Origin of the sequence: Synechococcus sp. SynAce01, assembly GCF_001885215.1 — a bacterium.
Classification (GTDB): Bacteria; Cyanobacteriota; Cyanobacteriia; order PCC-6307; family Cyanobiaceae; genus Regnicoccus; species Regnicoccus frigidus.
Genome location: NZ_CP018091.1, coordinates 2,504,277 through 2,520,627, shown reverse-complemented (window position 1 = coordinate 2,520,627; position 16,351 = coordinate 2,504,277). Strand labels below are relative to the sequence as shown.

12 protein-coding genes are annotated in these 16,351 nt (G+C 65.0%); 3 read left to right on the top strand and 9 right to left on the bottom strand.

Features of this window, described 5'->3' with window-relative positions; all coding sequences use genetic code 11:
• Window positions 1-18: 18 nt before the first annotated feature.
• Together metH and BM449_RS13080 are read right to left on the bottom strand one after the other, a co-directional pair.
• Entirely contained in the window at window positions 19-3,717 is a 3,699-nt protein-coding gene (gene metH / locus BM449_RS13085) for a methionine synthase (RefSeq protein WP_071801590.1), read from the bottom strand.
• 63 nt (window positions 3,718-3,780) lie between these two features.
• Window positions 3,781-4,698: a branched-chain amino acid transaminase gene (locus BM449_RS13080; RefSeq protein WP_071801589.1), complete on the bottom strand. Its 918-nt coding sequence runs from the start codon at window positions 4,696-4,698 to the stop codon at window positions 3,781-3,783.
• An 89-nt stretch (window positions 4,699-4,787) separates the two neighbouring features.
• Between BM449_RS13080 and cobN the strand changes: the two genes are divergently transcribed.
• The gene (gene cobN, locus BM449_RS13075) at window positions 4,788-8,591 is read left to right on the top strand and encodes a cobaltochelatase subunit CobN (RefSeq protein WP_071801588.1); all 3,804 of its coding nucleotides are present in this window, start codon (window positions 4,788-4,790) and stop codon (window positions 8,589-8,591) included.
• A gap of 3 nt (window positions 8,592-8,594) precedes the next feature.
• Here the strand turns inward: cobN and BM449_RS13070 are convergent, their stop codons facing one another.
• The 5 genes from BM449_RS13070 to BM449_RS13050 are packed head-to-tail and all read right to left on the bottom strand — an operon-like array spanning window position 8,595 to window position 12,958.
• Complete coding sequence (locus BM449_RS13070; protein ID WP_071801587.1) at window positions 8,595-9,137, bottom strand: hypothetical protein; 543 nt, start codon at window positions 9,135-9,137, stop codon at window positions 8,595-8,597.
• 29 nt (window positions 9,138-9,166) lie between these two features.
• Window positions 9,167-9,799, bottom strand: a complete 633-nt coding sequence (locus BM449_RS13065; protein ID WP_233830775.1) for a PHP domain-containing protein — start codon at window positions 9,797-9,799, stop codon at window positions 9,167-9,169.
• A 34-nt stretch (window positions 9,800-9,833) separates the two neighbouring features.
• Window positions 9,834-10,424 (bottom strand): protoporphyrinogen oxidase HemJ, encoded by a 591-nt coding sequence (hemJ, locus tag BM449_RS13060; RefSeq protein ID WP_071801586.1) that lies wholly within the window; start codon window positions 10,422-10,424, stop codon window positions 9,834-9,836.
• Window positions 10,425-10,466: 42 nt separating this feature from the next.
• On the bottom strand, window positions 10,467-12,452 hold the full coding sequence (uvrC, locus tag BM449_RS13055; protein ID WP_233831366.1) for an excinuclease ABC subunit UvrC: 1,986 nt from the start codon (window positions 12,450-12,452) through the stop codon (window positions 10,467-10,469).
• Window positions 12,440-12,958 carry a flavin reductase family protein gene (locus BM449_RS13050; protein WP_071801584.1) on the bottom strand — a complete coding sequence of 173 codons (519 nt, stop codon included), beginning with the start codon at window positions 12,956-12,958 and terminating at the stop codon, window positions 12,440-12,442. The genes uvrC and BM449_RS13050 overlap by 13 nt, the downstream gene beginning before the upstream one ends.
• Window positions 12,959-13,109: 151 nt before the next feature.
• On the opposite strand from BM449_RS13050, the gene coaD reads away from it, so the two are divergent.
• Together coaD and BM449_RS13040 are read left to right on the top strand one after the other, a co-directional pair.
• Window positions 13,110-13,586, top strand: a complete 477-nt coding sequence (gene coaD / locus BM449_RS13045; protein WP_071801583.1) for a pantetheine-phosphate adenylyltransferase — start codon at window positions 13,110-13,112, stop codon at window positions 13,584-13,586.
• An 18-nt stretch (window positions 13,587-13,604) separates the two neighbouring features.
• The gene (locus tag BM449_RS13040; RefSeq protein ID WP_071801582.1) at window positions 13,605-14,534 is read left to right on the top strand and encodes a hypothetical protein; all 930 of its coding nucleotides are present in this window, start codon (window positions 13,605-13,607) and stop codon (window positions 14,532-14,534) included.
• Here BM449_RS13040 and dacB read toward each other — a convergent pair.
• Both dacB and BM449_RS13030 read right to left on the bottom strand, forming a co-directional pair.
• Window positions 14,509-15,801, bottom strand: coding sequence for a D-alanyl-D-alanine carboxypeptidase/D-alanyl-D-alanine-endopeptidase (gene dacB, locus BM449_RS13035; RefSeq protein ID WP_083544561.1), 1,293 nt, complete (start codon window positions 15,799-15,801; stop codon window positions 14,509-14,511). The genes BM449_RS13040 and dacB overlap by 26 nt on opposite strands.
• 3 nt (window positions 15,802-15,804) lie before the next feature.
• Window positions 15,805-16,332: a DUF4330 domain-containing protein gene (locus BM449_RS13030; RefSeq protein ID WP_071801581.1), complete on the bottom strand. Its 528-nt coding sequence runs from the start codon at window positions 16,330-16,332 to the stop codon at window positions 15,805-15,807.
• Window positions 16,333-16,351: the final 19 nt, after the last annotated feature.

The window sequence follows — 16,351 nt, the reverse complement described above, 5'->3', positions numbered from 1 at the left end:
CCCCCTGCTGATTGCTTCTCAGGCACTGAAGTAGCGGGCCTGGGAATGGAGAGCCACCAGGGCGGTGGTGCTCTGTTCGGGCTCCAGCTGGTCGCTCTCATCCATCGAGAGGCCGATGCGCTCCGCCCCCAGCCAGTCGAGCTGGGGGCGTGAATCGGCCACGTTCGGGCAGGCCGGGTAGCCAAAGGAGTAGCGGCTGCCGCGATAGCGCTGGGCCAGCACGTCGCGCAGGAGGGCAGGTTCCTCGCTGCCGAACCCCAGCTCCAGGCGGATGCGGGCGTGGACCCATTCGGCGAGGGCCTCGGCCATCTGCACGCCCAGACCATGGAAGTAGAGGTAGTCGGTGTAGCGGTCGGCGGCAAACAACTCCCGGGCAAAGGCACTGGCCCCCTCACCCATGGTCACGGCCTGCATCGGCAGTAAGTCGGTGGGGCGGCCATCGTCGAGATCCCGGTAGAAGTCGGCGACGCAATAGCGGTTGCCAGCGCGCTGCCTGGGCAGCACAAAGCGGCCCAGCTCCACGCCAGGATTGGCCGGATCAAACACCACAACGCTGTTGCCCTCCCGACCGCAGGGGAAATAGCCGTAGGCCACCCGGGGGGTCAGCAGGGATTCCTGGAGGCAGCGCTCGATCCAGCCGGTCAGGATGGGTTCGGCTTTCTCGGCCAGCATCTGCTCGTAGTCGTCCCGGCTCTGCTGTTTCGTCTTGCGCAACTGCCACTGGCCGGCGAAGAGGGCATTGCGATCGAGGTAGGCGAACACCTCAGCCAAGGGAATCTGCGCTTCATCCAGCACGCGGCTGCCCAGAAAGGGCGGCCTGATCGCCGGCTCCTCGGGAACGGCCTCGGAGCGCTCCAAGTTTTGCTCCAGGTGAGACTGCAGCGAACCGGCTGCACTGGCGCCTTCGGGCCGCTCAGCTGCCGCTTCGGCGGAGAGGCCGTTCTCTGGGGAGCCCTCTGCAGAGGTGCTGGTCTCTGACGTCTGCTCGTCGCTGGCAGGTTCAGGCTCGCTGCCCAGGCCCAGACCTTCAGGAATGCCGGCGAGAAATCCCTGCAGGTCGTCCCAGTGGCCGGCCTGTTTGGCTTCGGCCAGGGCATCCATGAAGCGCAGATCCGAGAAGGCATCACGGCCATAGATCACCTGACCCTTGTAGACACTGCGGCAGTCTTTGTTGACGAAGCGAGGCGTCAAAGCGGCACCACCGAGGATCACCGGCACGGCAATGCCAGCCTGGTTGAAGGCCTGAAGATTGTCCTTCATGAAAGCGGTCGATTTGACCAGCAGCCCACTCATGGCAATACAATCAGCCTGGTGCAGTTGCTGGGCTTCGATGATCGCCTCAACAGGCTGCTTGATGCCCAGATTGATCACCTCATAACCATTATTGGTGAGGATAATATCAACTAGATTCTTGCCGATATCGTGCACATCGCCTTTCACCGTGGCGATCAGGAATTTGGCCTTGGCCCGCCGCTCCCCTTCCGTCTTCTCCATATGAGGCTCAAGAAAAGCCACCGCCGCTTTCATCGTTTCAGCGCTCTGCAGCACAAACGGCAATTGCATCTGGCCGGAGCCAAACAGCTCACCCACCACTTTCATGCCATCCAGCAGGAAGGTGTTGATGATCTGCAACGGCGGGTAGCCCGTGAGTGCTTCGTTGAGGGCGACCTCCAGGCCGATGCGCTCGCCATCAATGATGTGCTGGCTCAAGCGTTTGTCCACCGGCAGATCCGCCAGGGATGGGCCCGATTCGCGGGCCTCCCGGGCACTCACCCCCTCGAACATCTTGGTGAGTTCTGCCAGGGGGTCGTAGGTGCAGACGTCCCCATCAAAACGGCGGGCATCGTTGATCAGATCCAGACAAACCTGCTTGGTGTCGTCATTGATTTTGGCCAGAGGCAGAATCTTGGCGGGGCTGATGATCGCCGCATCAAGACCGGCGCTGCAGCACTCGTGCAGAAACACCGAATTGAGCACGATTCGGGTGGCTGGAGAGAGACCAAAACTGATGTTGCTCACCCCCAGCACCACATGAACGCCGGGAAGCTGGGCCCGGATCCGCCGGATCGCCTCGATCGTGGCGGCACCATTGCCCCGGTCTTCCTCGATACCGGTGGAGATCGGCAGGGCGAGCGGGTCGTAGAAAATTTCGTGGGCAGGAATGCCGAATTCAAGGGCGTCGCGATAGGCCCGCTGGGCAATGGCGAACTTGCCTTCTGCCGTGCGCGCCATGCCCACTTCATCAATCGTTCCCACCACCACCGCAGCCCCGTAGCGCTTCGCCAGCTCCAGTACCTTGAAGAAGCGCTCATTGCCATCTTCGTAGTTGGTGGAATTGAGGATGCACTTGCCACCAGCCACCTTGAGGCCGGCCTCCATCTTCTGCCACTCGGTGGAATCAAGCATCAACGGCAGATTCACATTGGTGACCAGCCGTTTGACCAGATCGTGCATATCTTTCTCGCCATCCCTGCCGACATAATCGACATTGACATCGAGAACATGGGCATTCTCCTTCACCTGGCCGCGAGCCAGGGCAACCAGGCCATCCCAGTCTTCCTGATTGAGCAGTTCACGCACCTTCTTGGAACCGCTGGCGTTGAGTCGCTCGCCAATGATCAAGAAGGAATTGTCCTGTTGATAGGGCGTGATGCCATAGATCGAGGACGCTGCAGGTTCGCTCTGCAGGGCCGGGCGGCTGAGTTGCTGTTCCGGCAGCCTCACCTGCCGTGGTTTGGGATGAAGATCCTGGGCCAATTCCGCCAGGGCGCCGATATGGGCTGGTGTGGTGCCACAGCAGCCGCCGATCACCTGAACCCCGAGATCTTCCACGAAGTGCATCAGCTGCATCTTCATCTCCAGGGGCGTCAACCGGTAGTGGGCAACGCCGCCCACATTTTCGGGCAAGCCGGCATTGGGAATGCAGCTCACCACAAACGGACTGTGCGCACTCAAGTAGCGCACATGCTCCTTCATCTGCTCAGGGCCGGTGGCGCAGTTGAGGCCGAGAATGTCAATCGGGAAAGGCTCAAGAATCGCCACCACAGCAGCGATATCTGAACCCACCAGCATGGTGCCGGTTGTTTCCATGGTGACCGACACCATCAAGGGCCGTCGTTGGCCGGTAGAGCTGAAGGCGGCCTCGATGCCCTGCAGAGCCGCCTTGATCTGCAGCACGTCCTGGCAGGTTTCCACCAGCAGCAGATCCACATCCCCGGCGATCAATCCCTCCGCCTGCTCCTGGAACGACGCCTTCATCGCATCGAAGTCGATGTGCCCCAGGGTGGGCAGCTTCGTGGTGGGCCCGATCGAGCCCGCCACATAGCGGGGCTGATCGGCAGTGCTGAATTCGAGTGCCACCTCCCTGGCCAGTTCCGCAGCCCGTTGGTTGATTGCAAAGGCCCGATCCTCCAGGCCGTACTCCACCAGCACGATCGAGGCCGCCCCGAAAGTGTCGGTTTCGATCACATCACAACCGGCCGCCAGAAACTGGCGATGCACCGCCTGTACCGCGTCGGGGCGGGTGAAAACCAGATTTTCGTTGCAACCTTCCAAGGCAGCGCCGCCGAAATCAGCGGCGCTGAGATCCATCTGCTGCAGGGAAGTGCCGGTGGCACCGTCGAAGACCAGCACCGGCCGCTCCGGTGCATGCAGCCTCTCGATGAACCCCATCGTCCGGGCCGCTGGGGTTGCAATCGGAGCCACCAATGTCGTCATGCCAGCAGTTTCTGGGCGATCAGTCTAGAAATCGCCCTTGGCTTTGGAACCGGGGCGAAACGTTCACTCTTCAAGGCGGATTCGCGTCACCCAGCGGTCGTAGGCGGGGTCCTGGCCCTGGGTGATTGCCGTGAGCCGCAGGCGGAGCTGCTCCATCACCGGCCGATCGGCGGGCATCTCGGTGCTTTCGATCCGCCGCACCGGCGTGACCCGGGCGGCGGTGCCGCTGAGGAACACCTCATCGGCGATGAACAGCTCGGTTTTGTCGACCGCCCGCTCCAGGGTGGGGATGCCCATATCCTGGGCCAACTCGAGGATGCTGGCGCGGGTGATGCCCTCGAGGATGTCCTGATCCACCCCCGGGGTGATCAGCTGGCCATCGCGGACGATGAACAGATTCATGCCGCTGGCTTCACTCACCTTGCCGCGGCTGTTGAGCAGCAGGGCCTCATCGAAGCCACTGGTGACGGCTTCGGTTTTGGCGAGGGAGCTGGTGATGTAAGCGCCACTGATCTTGCCGCGCAGGGGCAGGGAACGGTCTTCCTGGCGACACCAGCTGCTGAAGCGGCAGCTCACCCCGTCGGGGGAGAGGTAGTCGCCGAGCTCGATGCCGTAGATCAGGAAGTCGGTTTCGATGTCGTGCAGCCTCGGCGCGATGCCGAGATCGCTGGTGTACACAAACGGCCGCAGGTAGATCGGTGTGGTGGGGCGATTCGCCCGCAGAAACTGAACGATCGCATCAAGGATCGTTTCTTCCTTCAGTTCAGCAAACAGCAGCCTGGCGCTCTGGCTGAGGCGGCGGGCATGGCGATCGGCCCGAAACAGCAGGATTTCGTTGGGGTCGGCGGGATTGGGCAGGGCGCGCATGCCGCCGAAGGCCCCGGTGCCGTAGTGGAGGGCGTGGGTGGCCACGGAGATCGTGGCTTCCGCGAAAGGAACGCAGCGCCCCCCGAACCAGGCGTAGGGCAGAAACTCTTGCATGCAGGTTCGCGTCGTGAGGAGGCGGAGCGAGTGGCGTCGACGAGACGCGCTGCCCCGATCTTCTCACCGCCAGGGCCGAGGATGGGGCGATGCACCGGCTTGCCTCCGTTCCAGGCCTCTCCGATCAAGAGGAGGGCCCGCTGCTTGTTGAGCAGCCCTCCGCACCGTTATTGGTGCTCAGCAGCGCCGACAGCGATCTGCAGAGCCTGGCGGACCTGCTCGCCAGCGAACCCGCCCTGATGCCGCGGGGGGTGCGAGGCCTGAACCTTTCGGCCTTGCTCCATCCCGCCGCGATCGATCACTACCTCAGCACCAGCCTGGCCAGCACCGAGGTGGTGCTGGTGCGCCTGCTGGGCGGGCGGGGGCACTGGAGCTACGGGTTGGAGCGACTGGGGGACTGGGCGGCTGCGGGCCCGAAACGACAGCTGCTGGTGGTGGCCGGCACCGCCGAAGAGGAAGTGGCCCTGGCCAGCCTCGGGACGGTGGAGCCGGGGCTCAGCCTCGCCATCGGCCACGGCCTGCGGGAGGGTGGCCGCGACAATCTGCGCCAGGTGTTGATCGCCCTTGGCGCCCTGATGGCCGGGCTAACGGTGGAACCTCCCGCGGTGGTCCCCCTCGCCGACCCCCTGGCCCATGACTGGCGCCAGGACCCCGGGCCGAGAGTGGGCCTGGTGCTCTACCGGGCCCTGTGGCAGGCCGGCGACACGGCCCTGGTTGAAGCCACTCTGCTGGCCTTGCGGGGCCAGGGCCTCTGCCCCAGGGCCCTTTGGGTGAGCGGCTTGAGGGATCCGGCCGTGCAACGGGGCGTGGCCGATCTGCTCGGCCGGGAGCAAGTGGAGGTGGTGCTGTGCGGAACCTCCTTCGCTTCGGTGCAGTTCGAGGAGGCCGGACTTGGGGCTCCGCTTTGGGAGGCCCTGAACGTGCCGGTGTTGCAACTGCTCTGCAGCACCCAGGGCCGTGACCAGTGGCAACGCAACAGCATCGGCCTGGGCCCTCTCGACCTCAGCCTGCAGGTGGCCCTACCCGAACTCGATGGCCGCATCACCACGCGGGTTGGGGCCTTCAAAGAGCTGCTGCGCGCCGATCAGGGGCTGACCACGGCGCTCTACGGCTACCGGCCCGATCCCGAGCGGCTCGACTGGATCGCCCAGCTGCTGCGGGCCTGGGTGGAGCTGCGCCAGACGCCGCCGGCGCAGAAAAGGGTGGCCCTGGTACTCGCCAACTACCCCAACCGCAACAGTCGGGTGGCCAATGGGGTGGGGCTCGACACCCCGGCCAGCACGGCCCTGATGCTGAGCTGGCTTCAGGAGGCCGGCCACAACCTCGGAGCAGGCCCCCTGCCCGAGAGCGGCGATGCCCTGATCCAGCTGCTGCTGGCCGGCCGCAGCAATGATCCGGAAAGCAGCCACCGCCCTGCCCTCGACCATCTGCCCCTAGCCACCTACCAGGCCTGGTACGCCACCCTGCCGGCCCGGGGCCGGGCGGTTCTGGAGGCCCGCTGGGGGCCACCCGAGCACGATGCCGGGCTGGAGCGCACGGCCGGCGGAACCGGTTTTGCCATCCGCGGCCTGCGCTACGGGGCTGTGATGGTGCTGATTCAGCCCGAGCGCGGCTACGACCGCGACCCGAGCCTTAGCTATCACTCTCCAGACCTGCCACCCACCCACGCCTACCTGGCCCTCTATCTCTGGATGCGGCAGGTGGCCGCCAGCCAGCTGGTGGTGCATGTGGGCAAGCACGGCAACCTGGAATGGCTGCCGGGCAAGGGCCTCGGACTCTCCAGCGACTGCTTTCCGGAATGGGCGCTGGGGCCGATGCCCCATCTCTACCCCTTCATCGTCAACGATCCCGGTGAGGGTTCCCAGGCCAAACGGCGTGCCCAGGCCGTGATCCTCGATCACCTCACCCCGCCCCTTGGCCGGGCCGGGCTGCATGGACCGCAGCAACGGCTCGAAACCCTGCTCGACGAATACTGGGAGGCCCGCCAGCTCGGTGCGGCCCGGGTGGAAACCCTGCGCCAGCGCCTGGCCGAGCAGCTTGACGCCATGGCCTTACCGGCAGGCCCCAGCCAGGACGGCGATCGGCCTGATCAGCAAGCCAGCCTCGATTCCCGCCTCGAGGCCGCCGACGGCTACCTCTGCGAACTCAAAGAAGCCCAGATCCGCACCGGGCTGCACATCTACGGCACCCTGCCGGCCGCCGAGCCCCTGGCCGAACTGCTGCTCTGCCTGGCTCGCCCGCCCCTGGCGGAAGGGGCCGGTCTGACCCAGGCGCTCGCCACTGATCTGGGTCTTGCTCTCGATCCCTGGGCGGATCTGGAGCAAGACCCATTGGACGCCAGCGACCGGCACAAGCTGGCAGCCCTGATCGACACCGTTGCTCTGCCCGCCACGGCCCATGGCCGCCCAGCGTCTGGCTTGCGCTGCTGCGGCGACGCGGTTGAGCTGCTGGAGCAGCGGGCCCTCGGCCTGCTGAAAGAGCTACTGCTGGAGCAGCCGTCGGCACCCGGCAGGGACCCACTGACCGGGCCTGCCACAAAAAAACCCGCCACCCCCGGGCCTGCCACAGCCGCCGTGCTCGAGCGGGTCGCCACAACCCTGCTGCCGCGGCTGCTGGCCTGTGGCGAAGCCGAACGACAGGCCTTCGTCGCCGGCGTGGCTGGGGAGCGGATTGCCGCCGGCCCAGCCGGTGCCCCCACCCGCGGCCGCCCAGACCTGCTGCCCACCGGGCGCAACTTCTACAGCGTCGACCTGCGCGGCCTGCCCACCGAAGCCGCCTGGGACCTGGGGCGCCGCAGCGCTGAACTTCTGCTGGAACTGCACCTGCAGGAGCAGGGCGACGACCTCGCCCATCTGGCCCTCTCGGTGTGGGGCACGGCCACGATGCGCAATGGCGGCGAAGACATCGGCCAGGCCCTGGCGTTGATGGGGGTCCGGCCCGTCTGGGACGGGCCCACCCGGCGCATGGTGGGGCTTGAGGTGATCCCGCTCAGCCTGCTGCAACGGCCGCGGGTGGATGTCACCCTGCGCATCTCCGGCCTGTTCCGCGATGCCTTTCCTCAATTGATTGGCTGGATGAACCAGGCGACGGCACTGGTCGCAGCGCTGGATGAACCGGAGCAGGAGAATCCCCTGGCCGCCTCGGCCCGCCGCGAGGGGCACGCCGCCCGGATCTACGGCTCAGCGCCTGGGGCCTACGGCGCTGGCCTGCAGGGCCTGATCGACAGCGGCCAATGGGAGCAGCGCACCGACCTGGGCGAGGCCTACCTGAACTGGAGCGGTTGGCGCTACGAAAGCCGGGGAGGAGGAAGCTGTGAGGCTGTGCCCGATCGGGCCGGCCTGGAGCAACGCCTCCAACAGGTGGAGGTGGTGTTGCACAACCAGGACAACAGGGAGCACGACCTGCTCGATTCAGACGACTACTACCAGTTCCAGGGAGGGCTGAGCGCGGCCACCGAGCGGGTGCGGGGCACAGCTCCAGCCCTCTGGTTCGGCGACCATTCCCGTCACCAGAGGCCACGGCTGCACCGCTTGGAACGCGAGCTCGACAAGGTTTTGCGCTCCCGGGTGCTCAACCCACGCTGGATTGAGGGGATGAAGGCCCACGGCTACAAGGGAGGATTCGAGCTGGCCGCCAGCCTCGACTACCTGTTTGCCTATGACGCCAGCACCGGCCGGGTGCCGGACTGGAGTTATGGAGCCATCTGCGAGCAATGGCTGCAGTCAGAGGACACCTTGAAGTTCCTACGCCAGGCCAATCCCTGGGCACTGCGCGACATGGGCGAACGGCTGCTTGAAGCCCACAACCGGGGCTTTTGGCAGGGAGCCAGCGAGTACCAATTGGAGCACCTGCGCCAGTTGGTGCTCAGCAGTGAAAGCCTGGTTGAAACCTGAACGTCAGCTGTTGATCTCTCTGGCCATCGCCTTGAACGGATCGATCGCGCCGGGCTTCTCGCCCTGCTGTTGGCTGGTCGAGGACTCGGCTGACGCCGAGCCGGCTGGACGGGGGCTGATCCCACCAGGAGTGTTCACCCCTGAAACGGCCGAACCACGCAGGCGGCGGTCCAACTCGGCGCTGCTCATCCTCTCCACGAAGGTTTTCTTGACCTTCTTGGGGACACCATCGTTGTAACCCTGGGAAGGTCTGACACTGCTTTTGACTTCAGTTTCAGCATTACTGGATTCGATCCTGGCTTGCATCGAATCCACCTGCTGGATGATTTCCTTATTGCCAGGACTTTCAACATTGCCAGGAAAAGTATGGCGGATCGTATTCGGCGTGCGCATGTAGTTGACATTGCCGAGGGTGCCTGAGGAATCGGCATCAAGGAAGAAGCTGCCTTCTTTCTTGGCAGCCTTTTCCTGTTTGGGCTTAGCGGGTTTCGAAGAAAAGACTCCACCATCACCGCCTTTTCCAAGCAGACGATCGAGTAAGCCCATGGTGAGGAGATCAAAATATTGACCCGAGTCTAGCGGCCGTAGAGCTTCAACCCATGGGTATCTGTACCGCAACTGTGCAGCAGGCCGAGGTCGGCAAGTTGACCGGCGATCGCTGCGCAGACCAGTGGAGAGGCGGCCCAGCGGGGAGACTGCTCGTAGTCGTAAAAGGCTTCGGCTCCGTCAAATCCAAGGCTGGCAGCGGCACGGATCAACTGCTGGTAAGGGCGGCGATAGCGGGCCGGGTGGGCCAGCAGAGCCAGACCGGCCGAGGCGTGGATCGCTTCGACAACCGCACCGGCCTGCAGGGCCACGCCAACCACCGCGCGGCCAGCCAGGTAAGGAGCGAGCGCCGCATGGCCAGGGTCGAAACCAAGCCCGAGCACATGCACCAGACACCCCTCCAACAGGCAGCTGATCTCGACGCCGCTCCAAAGGATGGGGACGGTCTCTCCAGCCTGACGACGCCGATCCAGGTGACGCCGCATCGGCGCCAGGGCCTGGCTGCTGTGGTGATCGGTGACGGCAAAATGCTCCAGCCCCAGCTCAATCGCCTGGTCCGCCAAAATCTCGGGAGCGAGGCTGCCGTCGCTGCAGATGGTGTGACAGTGAAAATTCAGCCGGCCGGGGCAACTTGAGGGCTCCACGCCGCGCAACACGGCCACAAGCGGATGCTCCGCAGAGCCTGCGACCGCCACTTCATCCACCACTGGCCAGGGCCTCCCGCTCCCCTCGCAAGCGCCTCCAGCGCGCATAGAACTGGATGGAGCCGGCCATGGCCACCACCAGGGCCACCAGGAACCAGGTGGCCGCCCCGGTGGGGAACTGGCCCTTGAACACCACCAGCATCACCACCAACACCAGCATCAGGGTGGGGAGTTCATTGAGGGCCCGCAGTTGCCGGCCACTCCAGGCGCAGGTCCCCTGGCGTAGATGACCCATCAGCCGGTAGCAGAACCAGTGGTAGGCAAGCAAGGCCAGAACCACGGCGAGCTTGGCGTGCATCCAGCCCTGTTTCAACCAGAGCGGCTGGGCGATCAGCAAGCCCACCGCCATCAGCACCGCCACCACCATGCCTGGCGTGGTGATGATGTTGGCCAGACGCTGCTCCATCAGGGCGTACTGGGCCTTGAAAGCGGCCCGCACAGGCTCCTCAAGGCTGTCCGCCTCCACGTGGTAGATGAACAGACGCACCAGATAAAACAGACCTGCAAACCAGACCACGACCCCGACGATGTGCAGGGTTTTGAACCAGAGATAGGCCTCCGGTGGCAGGGCCGGCAGCGTCATCAAGGCCAGGGGAAAGGAACTTCACGCTAAAGGAGAGTTCCTTCACTCCAGGTGTCCGGCAAGCACTGGGCTGGTCGATTCAGCTTCGGCGGCCTGCTCGAGGTCATCGGGATGGAAGTAACTCCACACCTGGCGCGCCAGGGCCGGACCGACACCCGGCGCCGCAGCGATCTGCTCGGGACTGGCCAGCTGGATGGCGTCGATCGAGCGGAAATGGCCGAGCAGTTCCTTCACCCGCTTCGGGCCCAGGCCGGGGATGTCGGAGAGGCGGGAGCGTTTCATCCGCTCACCCCGCTGCTGGCGGTGGAAACTGACCGCAAAGCGATGGGCTTCGTCGCGCAGGCGGCGCAGCAACTGCAGGCCCAACTGCTCGGGTTCGCTCTCCAACGGCGTACTCGCCCCGGGCAGAAACACCTCTTCGCGCTGCTTGGCCAGGGAGCAGACCACCAGCTCCTCGTGCAAGTCGAGCTCACGCAGGGCCTCCATCACCGCCGAGAGCTGGCCCTTGCCCCCATCGATCATCACCACGTCGGGCCAGTCGCCGAGACCATCGGTGTGGAGCGGGGTGTTCGCCTGGCGCCGCAGCTCGGCCAGGTTCGCCCCTTCGGCCTTCACCTGGGACCAGCGCCGAAAACGGCGACGCATGATCTCAGCCATCGCCATGAAGTCGTCGGAGTGGCCGGCCGTGATGCTGCTGCTCTGGATCCGGTACTTGCGGTAGTGCTGCTTGGCCGGCAGGCCATCAACAAACACCACCTGGGAGGCGACCGCGTCGCTGCCCTGGATGTGGCTGATGTCGAAACCCTCGATGCGGCGAGGGGGCTCGGGCAGATCGAGCAGCTGGGCCAGATCTTCGGTGGCCAGCGCATGCTGCTCGGCGGTGCGCTGGGCGCGGGCCAGCTCGAAGGCGGCGTTGCGTTCCACCAGTTCGATCAGTTCGGCCTTCTGCTGCCGCCTTGGCTGCAGCAGTCGCACCTTGTGGCCCCTCCGCTCGCTCAGCCAGTCTTCGACCAACTCCTGGCGGGGCAGCTGGTGTTGCACCAGCACCTCGGGAGGGATTTCAACCGGCTCCACCTGGCTGTAGTGCTCTTCAAGCACCCGTTGCAGGATCTCGCCGGGGGAGGCGATGCTGGCGTCGGCGGTGTACCCCAGCCGGCCCACCAACTTGCCGGCCCGCATCTGGAACAACTGCACGGCCGCCACGCGTTGATCGGCGGCGAGGGCGAGCACGTCGCGCGACACCGAGCCATCGGCCAGGGTCATCTTCTGGTCGGCGGTGAGCTGCTCGAGGCCCACCAGCTGGTCGCGGATGCGGGCGGCCTGCTCGAAATCGAGCCGTTCAGCCACCTTTTCCATCTGGGCGCGCAGCAACTGCTGAAGTTCGTCGCTGCGGCCCTGGAACACCATCGCCACCTTGCGCAGGGTGCGCTGGTAATCCTCTGAGCTGATCTTCTCCTGGCAGACGCCCGGACAACGGCCGATGTCGAAATTCAGGCAGGTGCGCTCGCGGTAGAGGGGCTGGGGCCTTTGGCGCAGCGGGAACACCCGTTTGACCAGAAACAGGGTGCGGCGCAACAGGCCCACATCCACGTAGGGGCCGTAGAAGCGGTCCAGGGGGCTGCGCAGCCGCCGCCGCCGGGTGATGAAGATGCGCGGGTAGGGCTCGCTCCAGGTGATGCAGAGATAGGGGTATTTCTTGTCGTCCTTGAGCAGCACGTTGAAGTGCGGCTGGTGGGCCTTGATCAAGTTAGATTCCAGCGCCAGCGCCTCGGCTTCGCTGTCGGTGACGATGAACTCGATCTCACAGATCTGGCGCACCATCAGGCTGATGCGAGGGCTCAGCTCGTGGGAGTCGCGGAAGTAGCTGCGCACGCGGCTGCGCAGACTCTTCGACTTGCCGATGTAGAGGATGCGATCTTCGGCATCGCGCAACAGGTAACAGCCCGGTTCGGCTGGCAGCTCTTTGAGGCGCTGCTCCAGCCGGGCAGGGTCTTTGCGCAGGGGCGCCGCCGTGATCAACCGCCGTATTGCCAACCGGTGCTGGCCAGCTCCAGGGCCGCACCATCGCGATGCAGCACCGCTGTTTTCACCTCGGCCACGAACACCGTGTGGTCGCCATGGGCCACCTGACCCACCAGGACGCACTCAAGAGCGCCGAGGGCTTCGTTGAGGATCGGCAGGCCGAGGGCACCGAGGCTGAACGGCGCGGCATCGAAGCGGCCGCCGATGCCCTTCTGGGGCTTGAAGAACACGGCTGCCAGGTCTTTCTGGTCAGCGGAGAGCACGTTGAGCGAGAAACGACCGGTGCGCTGAATGATGCCGTTGCTGCTGGAATCAGCCCGCACGGCCATCACCACCAACGGCGGCTCAAAGGAGCCCTGGGTGACCCAGCTGGCGGTGAAGCCGTTCACCTCTTCCCCTTCGGCCACACCGCAGATGAACACGCCGTGCGGAATCTTGCGCAACAGGGTTTTCTTGGCCGCCGCATCAAGAGCGAGGCCGGCGGCAGAGGCGGAGCTGGTGTCTGGAGCCATCGGAAAAATCTGAACAGGAATGTCAGACAACTCTAGGGAACCTCCACCTAGCCATCCGGGCCAGTGAAGTGGAGCCCATCAATCGGGCCCATAGGATCCGGCCCAGTGGCAGGGCGTTGCTTCAGCCACACCGCCCTGCCGCCCACGCTTGATGAAGGCCCTCTACCCCGGCAGCTTCGACCCCCTCACCCTGGGCCATCTCGACTTGATCGAGCGGGCCGATCGCCTCTTCGATGGCCTGGTGGTGGCGGTGTTGCGCAACCCGGCCAAGCAAGCCAGCTTCCCGCTTGAGCAACGGCTTGAACAGATCCGCCGGGCCACGCTCCATCTCGGTGCGGTGGAAGTCAGCAGCTTCGATGGCCTCACCGTCGACTACGCCCGGCAGTCCGGCTCCGCCGTCATCCTGCGTGGTCTGAGGGCCATGACCGATTTCGAGTTCGAACTGCAGATCGCCCACACGAATCGGAGCCTGGCGACGGAAGTCGAGACGCTTTTCCTTGCCACTGCAGCCCACCACAGCTTTCTGAGCAGCAGTGTGGTGAAGGAAGTGGCCCGTTTCGGCGGCGACGTGCGTCACATGGTGCCCACCGGAGTGGCAGAGGATCTCACCAGGCTCTTTAATCGGTAATCACTCCACACTCTTCCCATGGCTGAACCCCGGATCAGCGTGCTGGATCAACTCGATCAACTCGAGGAGATCGTGCTTGAGGGCAGCCGCATTCCTTTCAGCGGTGGCCGTCTGGTCAATGAGCAGGACGCCATCGAGTTGATGGATGCCGTACGGGATGCCATTCCGGTCCAGCTCACCCAGGCTGAGGAGCTGCTCAAGCAGCGGGAAAGCTTCATTGCCAAAACCCGACTGCAGGCCGAGGAACTCCTCTCCCAGGCCCAGAAGGAACGGGAGGAGCTGATCAATTCGGCGGCCATCCGTCAGGAAGCTGAACGCCAGGTGGCGGACATGCGCGAGCAGGCCCGCCAGCAATGCGAACAGATGCTGCTGAGCACGCGCCAGCAGGTGGCCCAGGCCGAGCAAGAGCACCAGACCCGCCTGGCCCAGACGGAACAGCAGTTCAGCAGCCGTCGCCAGCAACTGGAACAGGAGGCGATGCAACGCCGACAACAGCTCGATTCCGAGTACGTGGAAGTGAAGCGGCAACTGGGCGAGCAGCATGACCGCGCCCGCCAGCAGAGCCTGCAGGAACTCGAACAGATTCGCGTCGAGGGCCTGCGCATCCAGCGCGAGAGCCAGTCAGAGGCCGAACGGCTCCAGAATGATGCCCTCCAGTTCCGCCAGCAGACCCAACAGCAGTGCGAGGCCTTAATCAGCCGCAGCCGCCAGGAAGCCGGTGCCGTCCAGGACGGGGCCAATCACTATGCCGAGCAGGTGCTCGGCGAACTCGAAACGCGCCTCGGCGACCTCAGCAAGGTGGTATTGGCCGGCCGCCGCGAACTCGGTCGGATTCAGACGAACGAGACGCCATCGGCAGAGCTGGACCAGAAAACCTCGTCTGAGGCTCCCATGAGCCGAGCCCGCCGTGCCGCCTCACGCCTCAAGCAGGCGGCTGGCAGAGGCTGACGATCTGCACCTGACGCAGCACCTGGCCGATCGTGGTGTTGGGTGACCCGGCACCGTTGGAGATCAGGCTCACGTAACGGGGGCCGTCACTGGTATTGAGTACCCCACTGATCGAACGCACCCCGGTGAGGGTTCCGGTCTTGCCATAGAAACGGCCATCGAGGCTGGTGCCCTTGTAGAGGTTGCGCAGGCTGCCCCGCTTGCCCGCCACCGCCATCGACGCCCAGTAACGGGAAGCGAAAGGATGCTCGGCCATGCGCAGCAACAGAGCCGCCACAAACCGGCTGGTCAGACGGTTGCCGCGGTCAAGACCGCTGCCATCCACGAGAACGACCCCCTGCATCGGCAAGCCCTGCTGGCCGAGCCACTGGCTGGCGGCGTTGCGGCTCTGGGGAAGGTTCCAGCTGCCGCCGGCCTGGCGTAAGAGCACCTCGGAGGTGAAGTTGTGACTCTCTGAATTGGCCAGGCTGAGCAGGTTGTGCATCGGCGCCGATGGCTCCACATGCAGCAGCTGAGAGTCTTCGGGGAGGGGGCTTTGGGCCGGGACAACGGCCAGCTGGGTGGCCTGGCCACCTTGGCGGGTGAGCTCATTGGCCAACAGCCGCTGCAGCCGGCCCGGCGGATTGGCCACGGCCATCTCAATGGCGTTGCTGGTAATCGCCAACCGGGTGATCGGGGCGCCATAGGCAAAGGCCCGATCGCCCTGGTGCCAGCCAGGAGGCCACCAGGCCTGGGCCGGTTCCTCGGCGAGCTCCAGGCGCACCGGGCCCTGCGCCTGGCCGGGGCCACCGCCCGATCCGAGCGCCAGCTTGGCGATGCGCTGCAGCTGGGGTACGGCCAGGTCGGGGTCGCCCTCACCAGTGAGTCGCAGGTTGCCATTCGGTAGTCGCCAGAGCCTGGTGCTCAGCCGGTAATCAGGCCCGAGCTGATCGAGGGCGAAGGCGGTACTGACCAGTTTCTGATTCGAGGCTGGAACCCGGGGTCGCTGCCCATTGACATCGGCCAGCAGCCGACCGGAACCGTCGGCCACCGTCACGCTCCAGACGCTGGCCTGCCCACCCAGGATGCCCAGTACCCTGGACTGCAGGGCCGGACAGCTGACCTGGTTCTGGAGCTGGGTTAGTCCGACCTGCGGACTGACCACCGGCAGAGCTGAAACAGGCGAGACAGGCAACGCCCGCAGTGGAGCGAGCGGCAGCAGGGAAAAGCCAAGCCCCAGGCCTATCCCCAGGGAGCGCGAGGCGGATCGTCGGATGGAAGTGGCCATGGTTCAGGAGTCCTCCAGACGCAATCCGCTGACCGTGCCACCGACACGGAACTGGGCACCTTCGAGCTCAACCGGCGCGCCGATCTTCAGGTTCTGGTTGCCAAACACAACGCCGCCGCCAGTCTTACGACCCTGTCCCTCCAGCAGAAAACGGGCATCCAGGGATCCCACCATCGCCTGGTTCGGATCGACGGCAGTCACGACGCTGCCGTCGGGCTGAACAGCCACAAGCCGGCGCTGCAGGGAAGAGATCTGCTTCAGCTTCACCGTGCCGTGGGGTTGGTTGCGAATCACGATGTTGACCTTGCCCTCCGCGCGGGCGGCCTCGATCAGCCCGGCTGGATCGGCAACGGGCACGCCGCGCACATCCACCGTGACCAGGACGGGCTGCATGGCACCGGTGGCCTGGGCGACAGCTCCACTGAGCTTGGGGCTCCAGATCACACCGCCAACGGCAAGCAACACCGCCGTGAGGGCCCCGAGATCAATCAGGCTCCAGGACCATCGGCGTTTGTTGAGCTCAGCGGCCATCAAAAATCTGCAGACACGC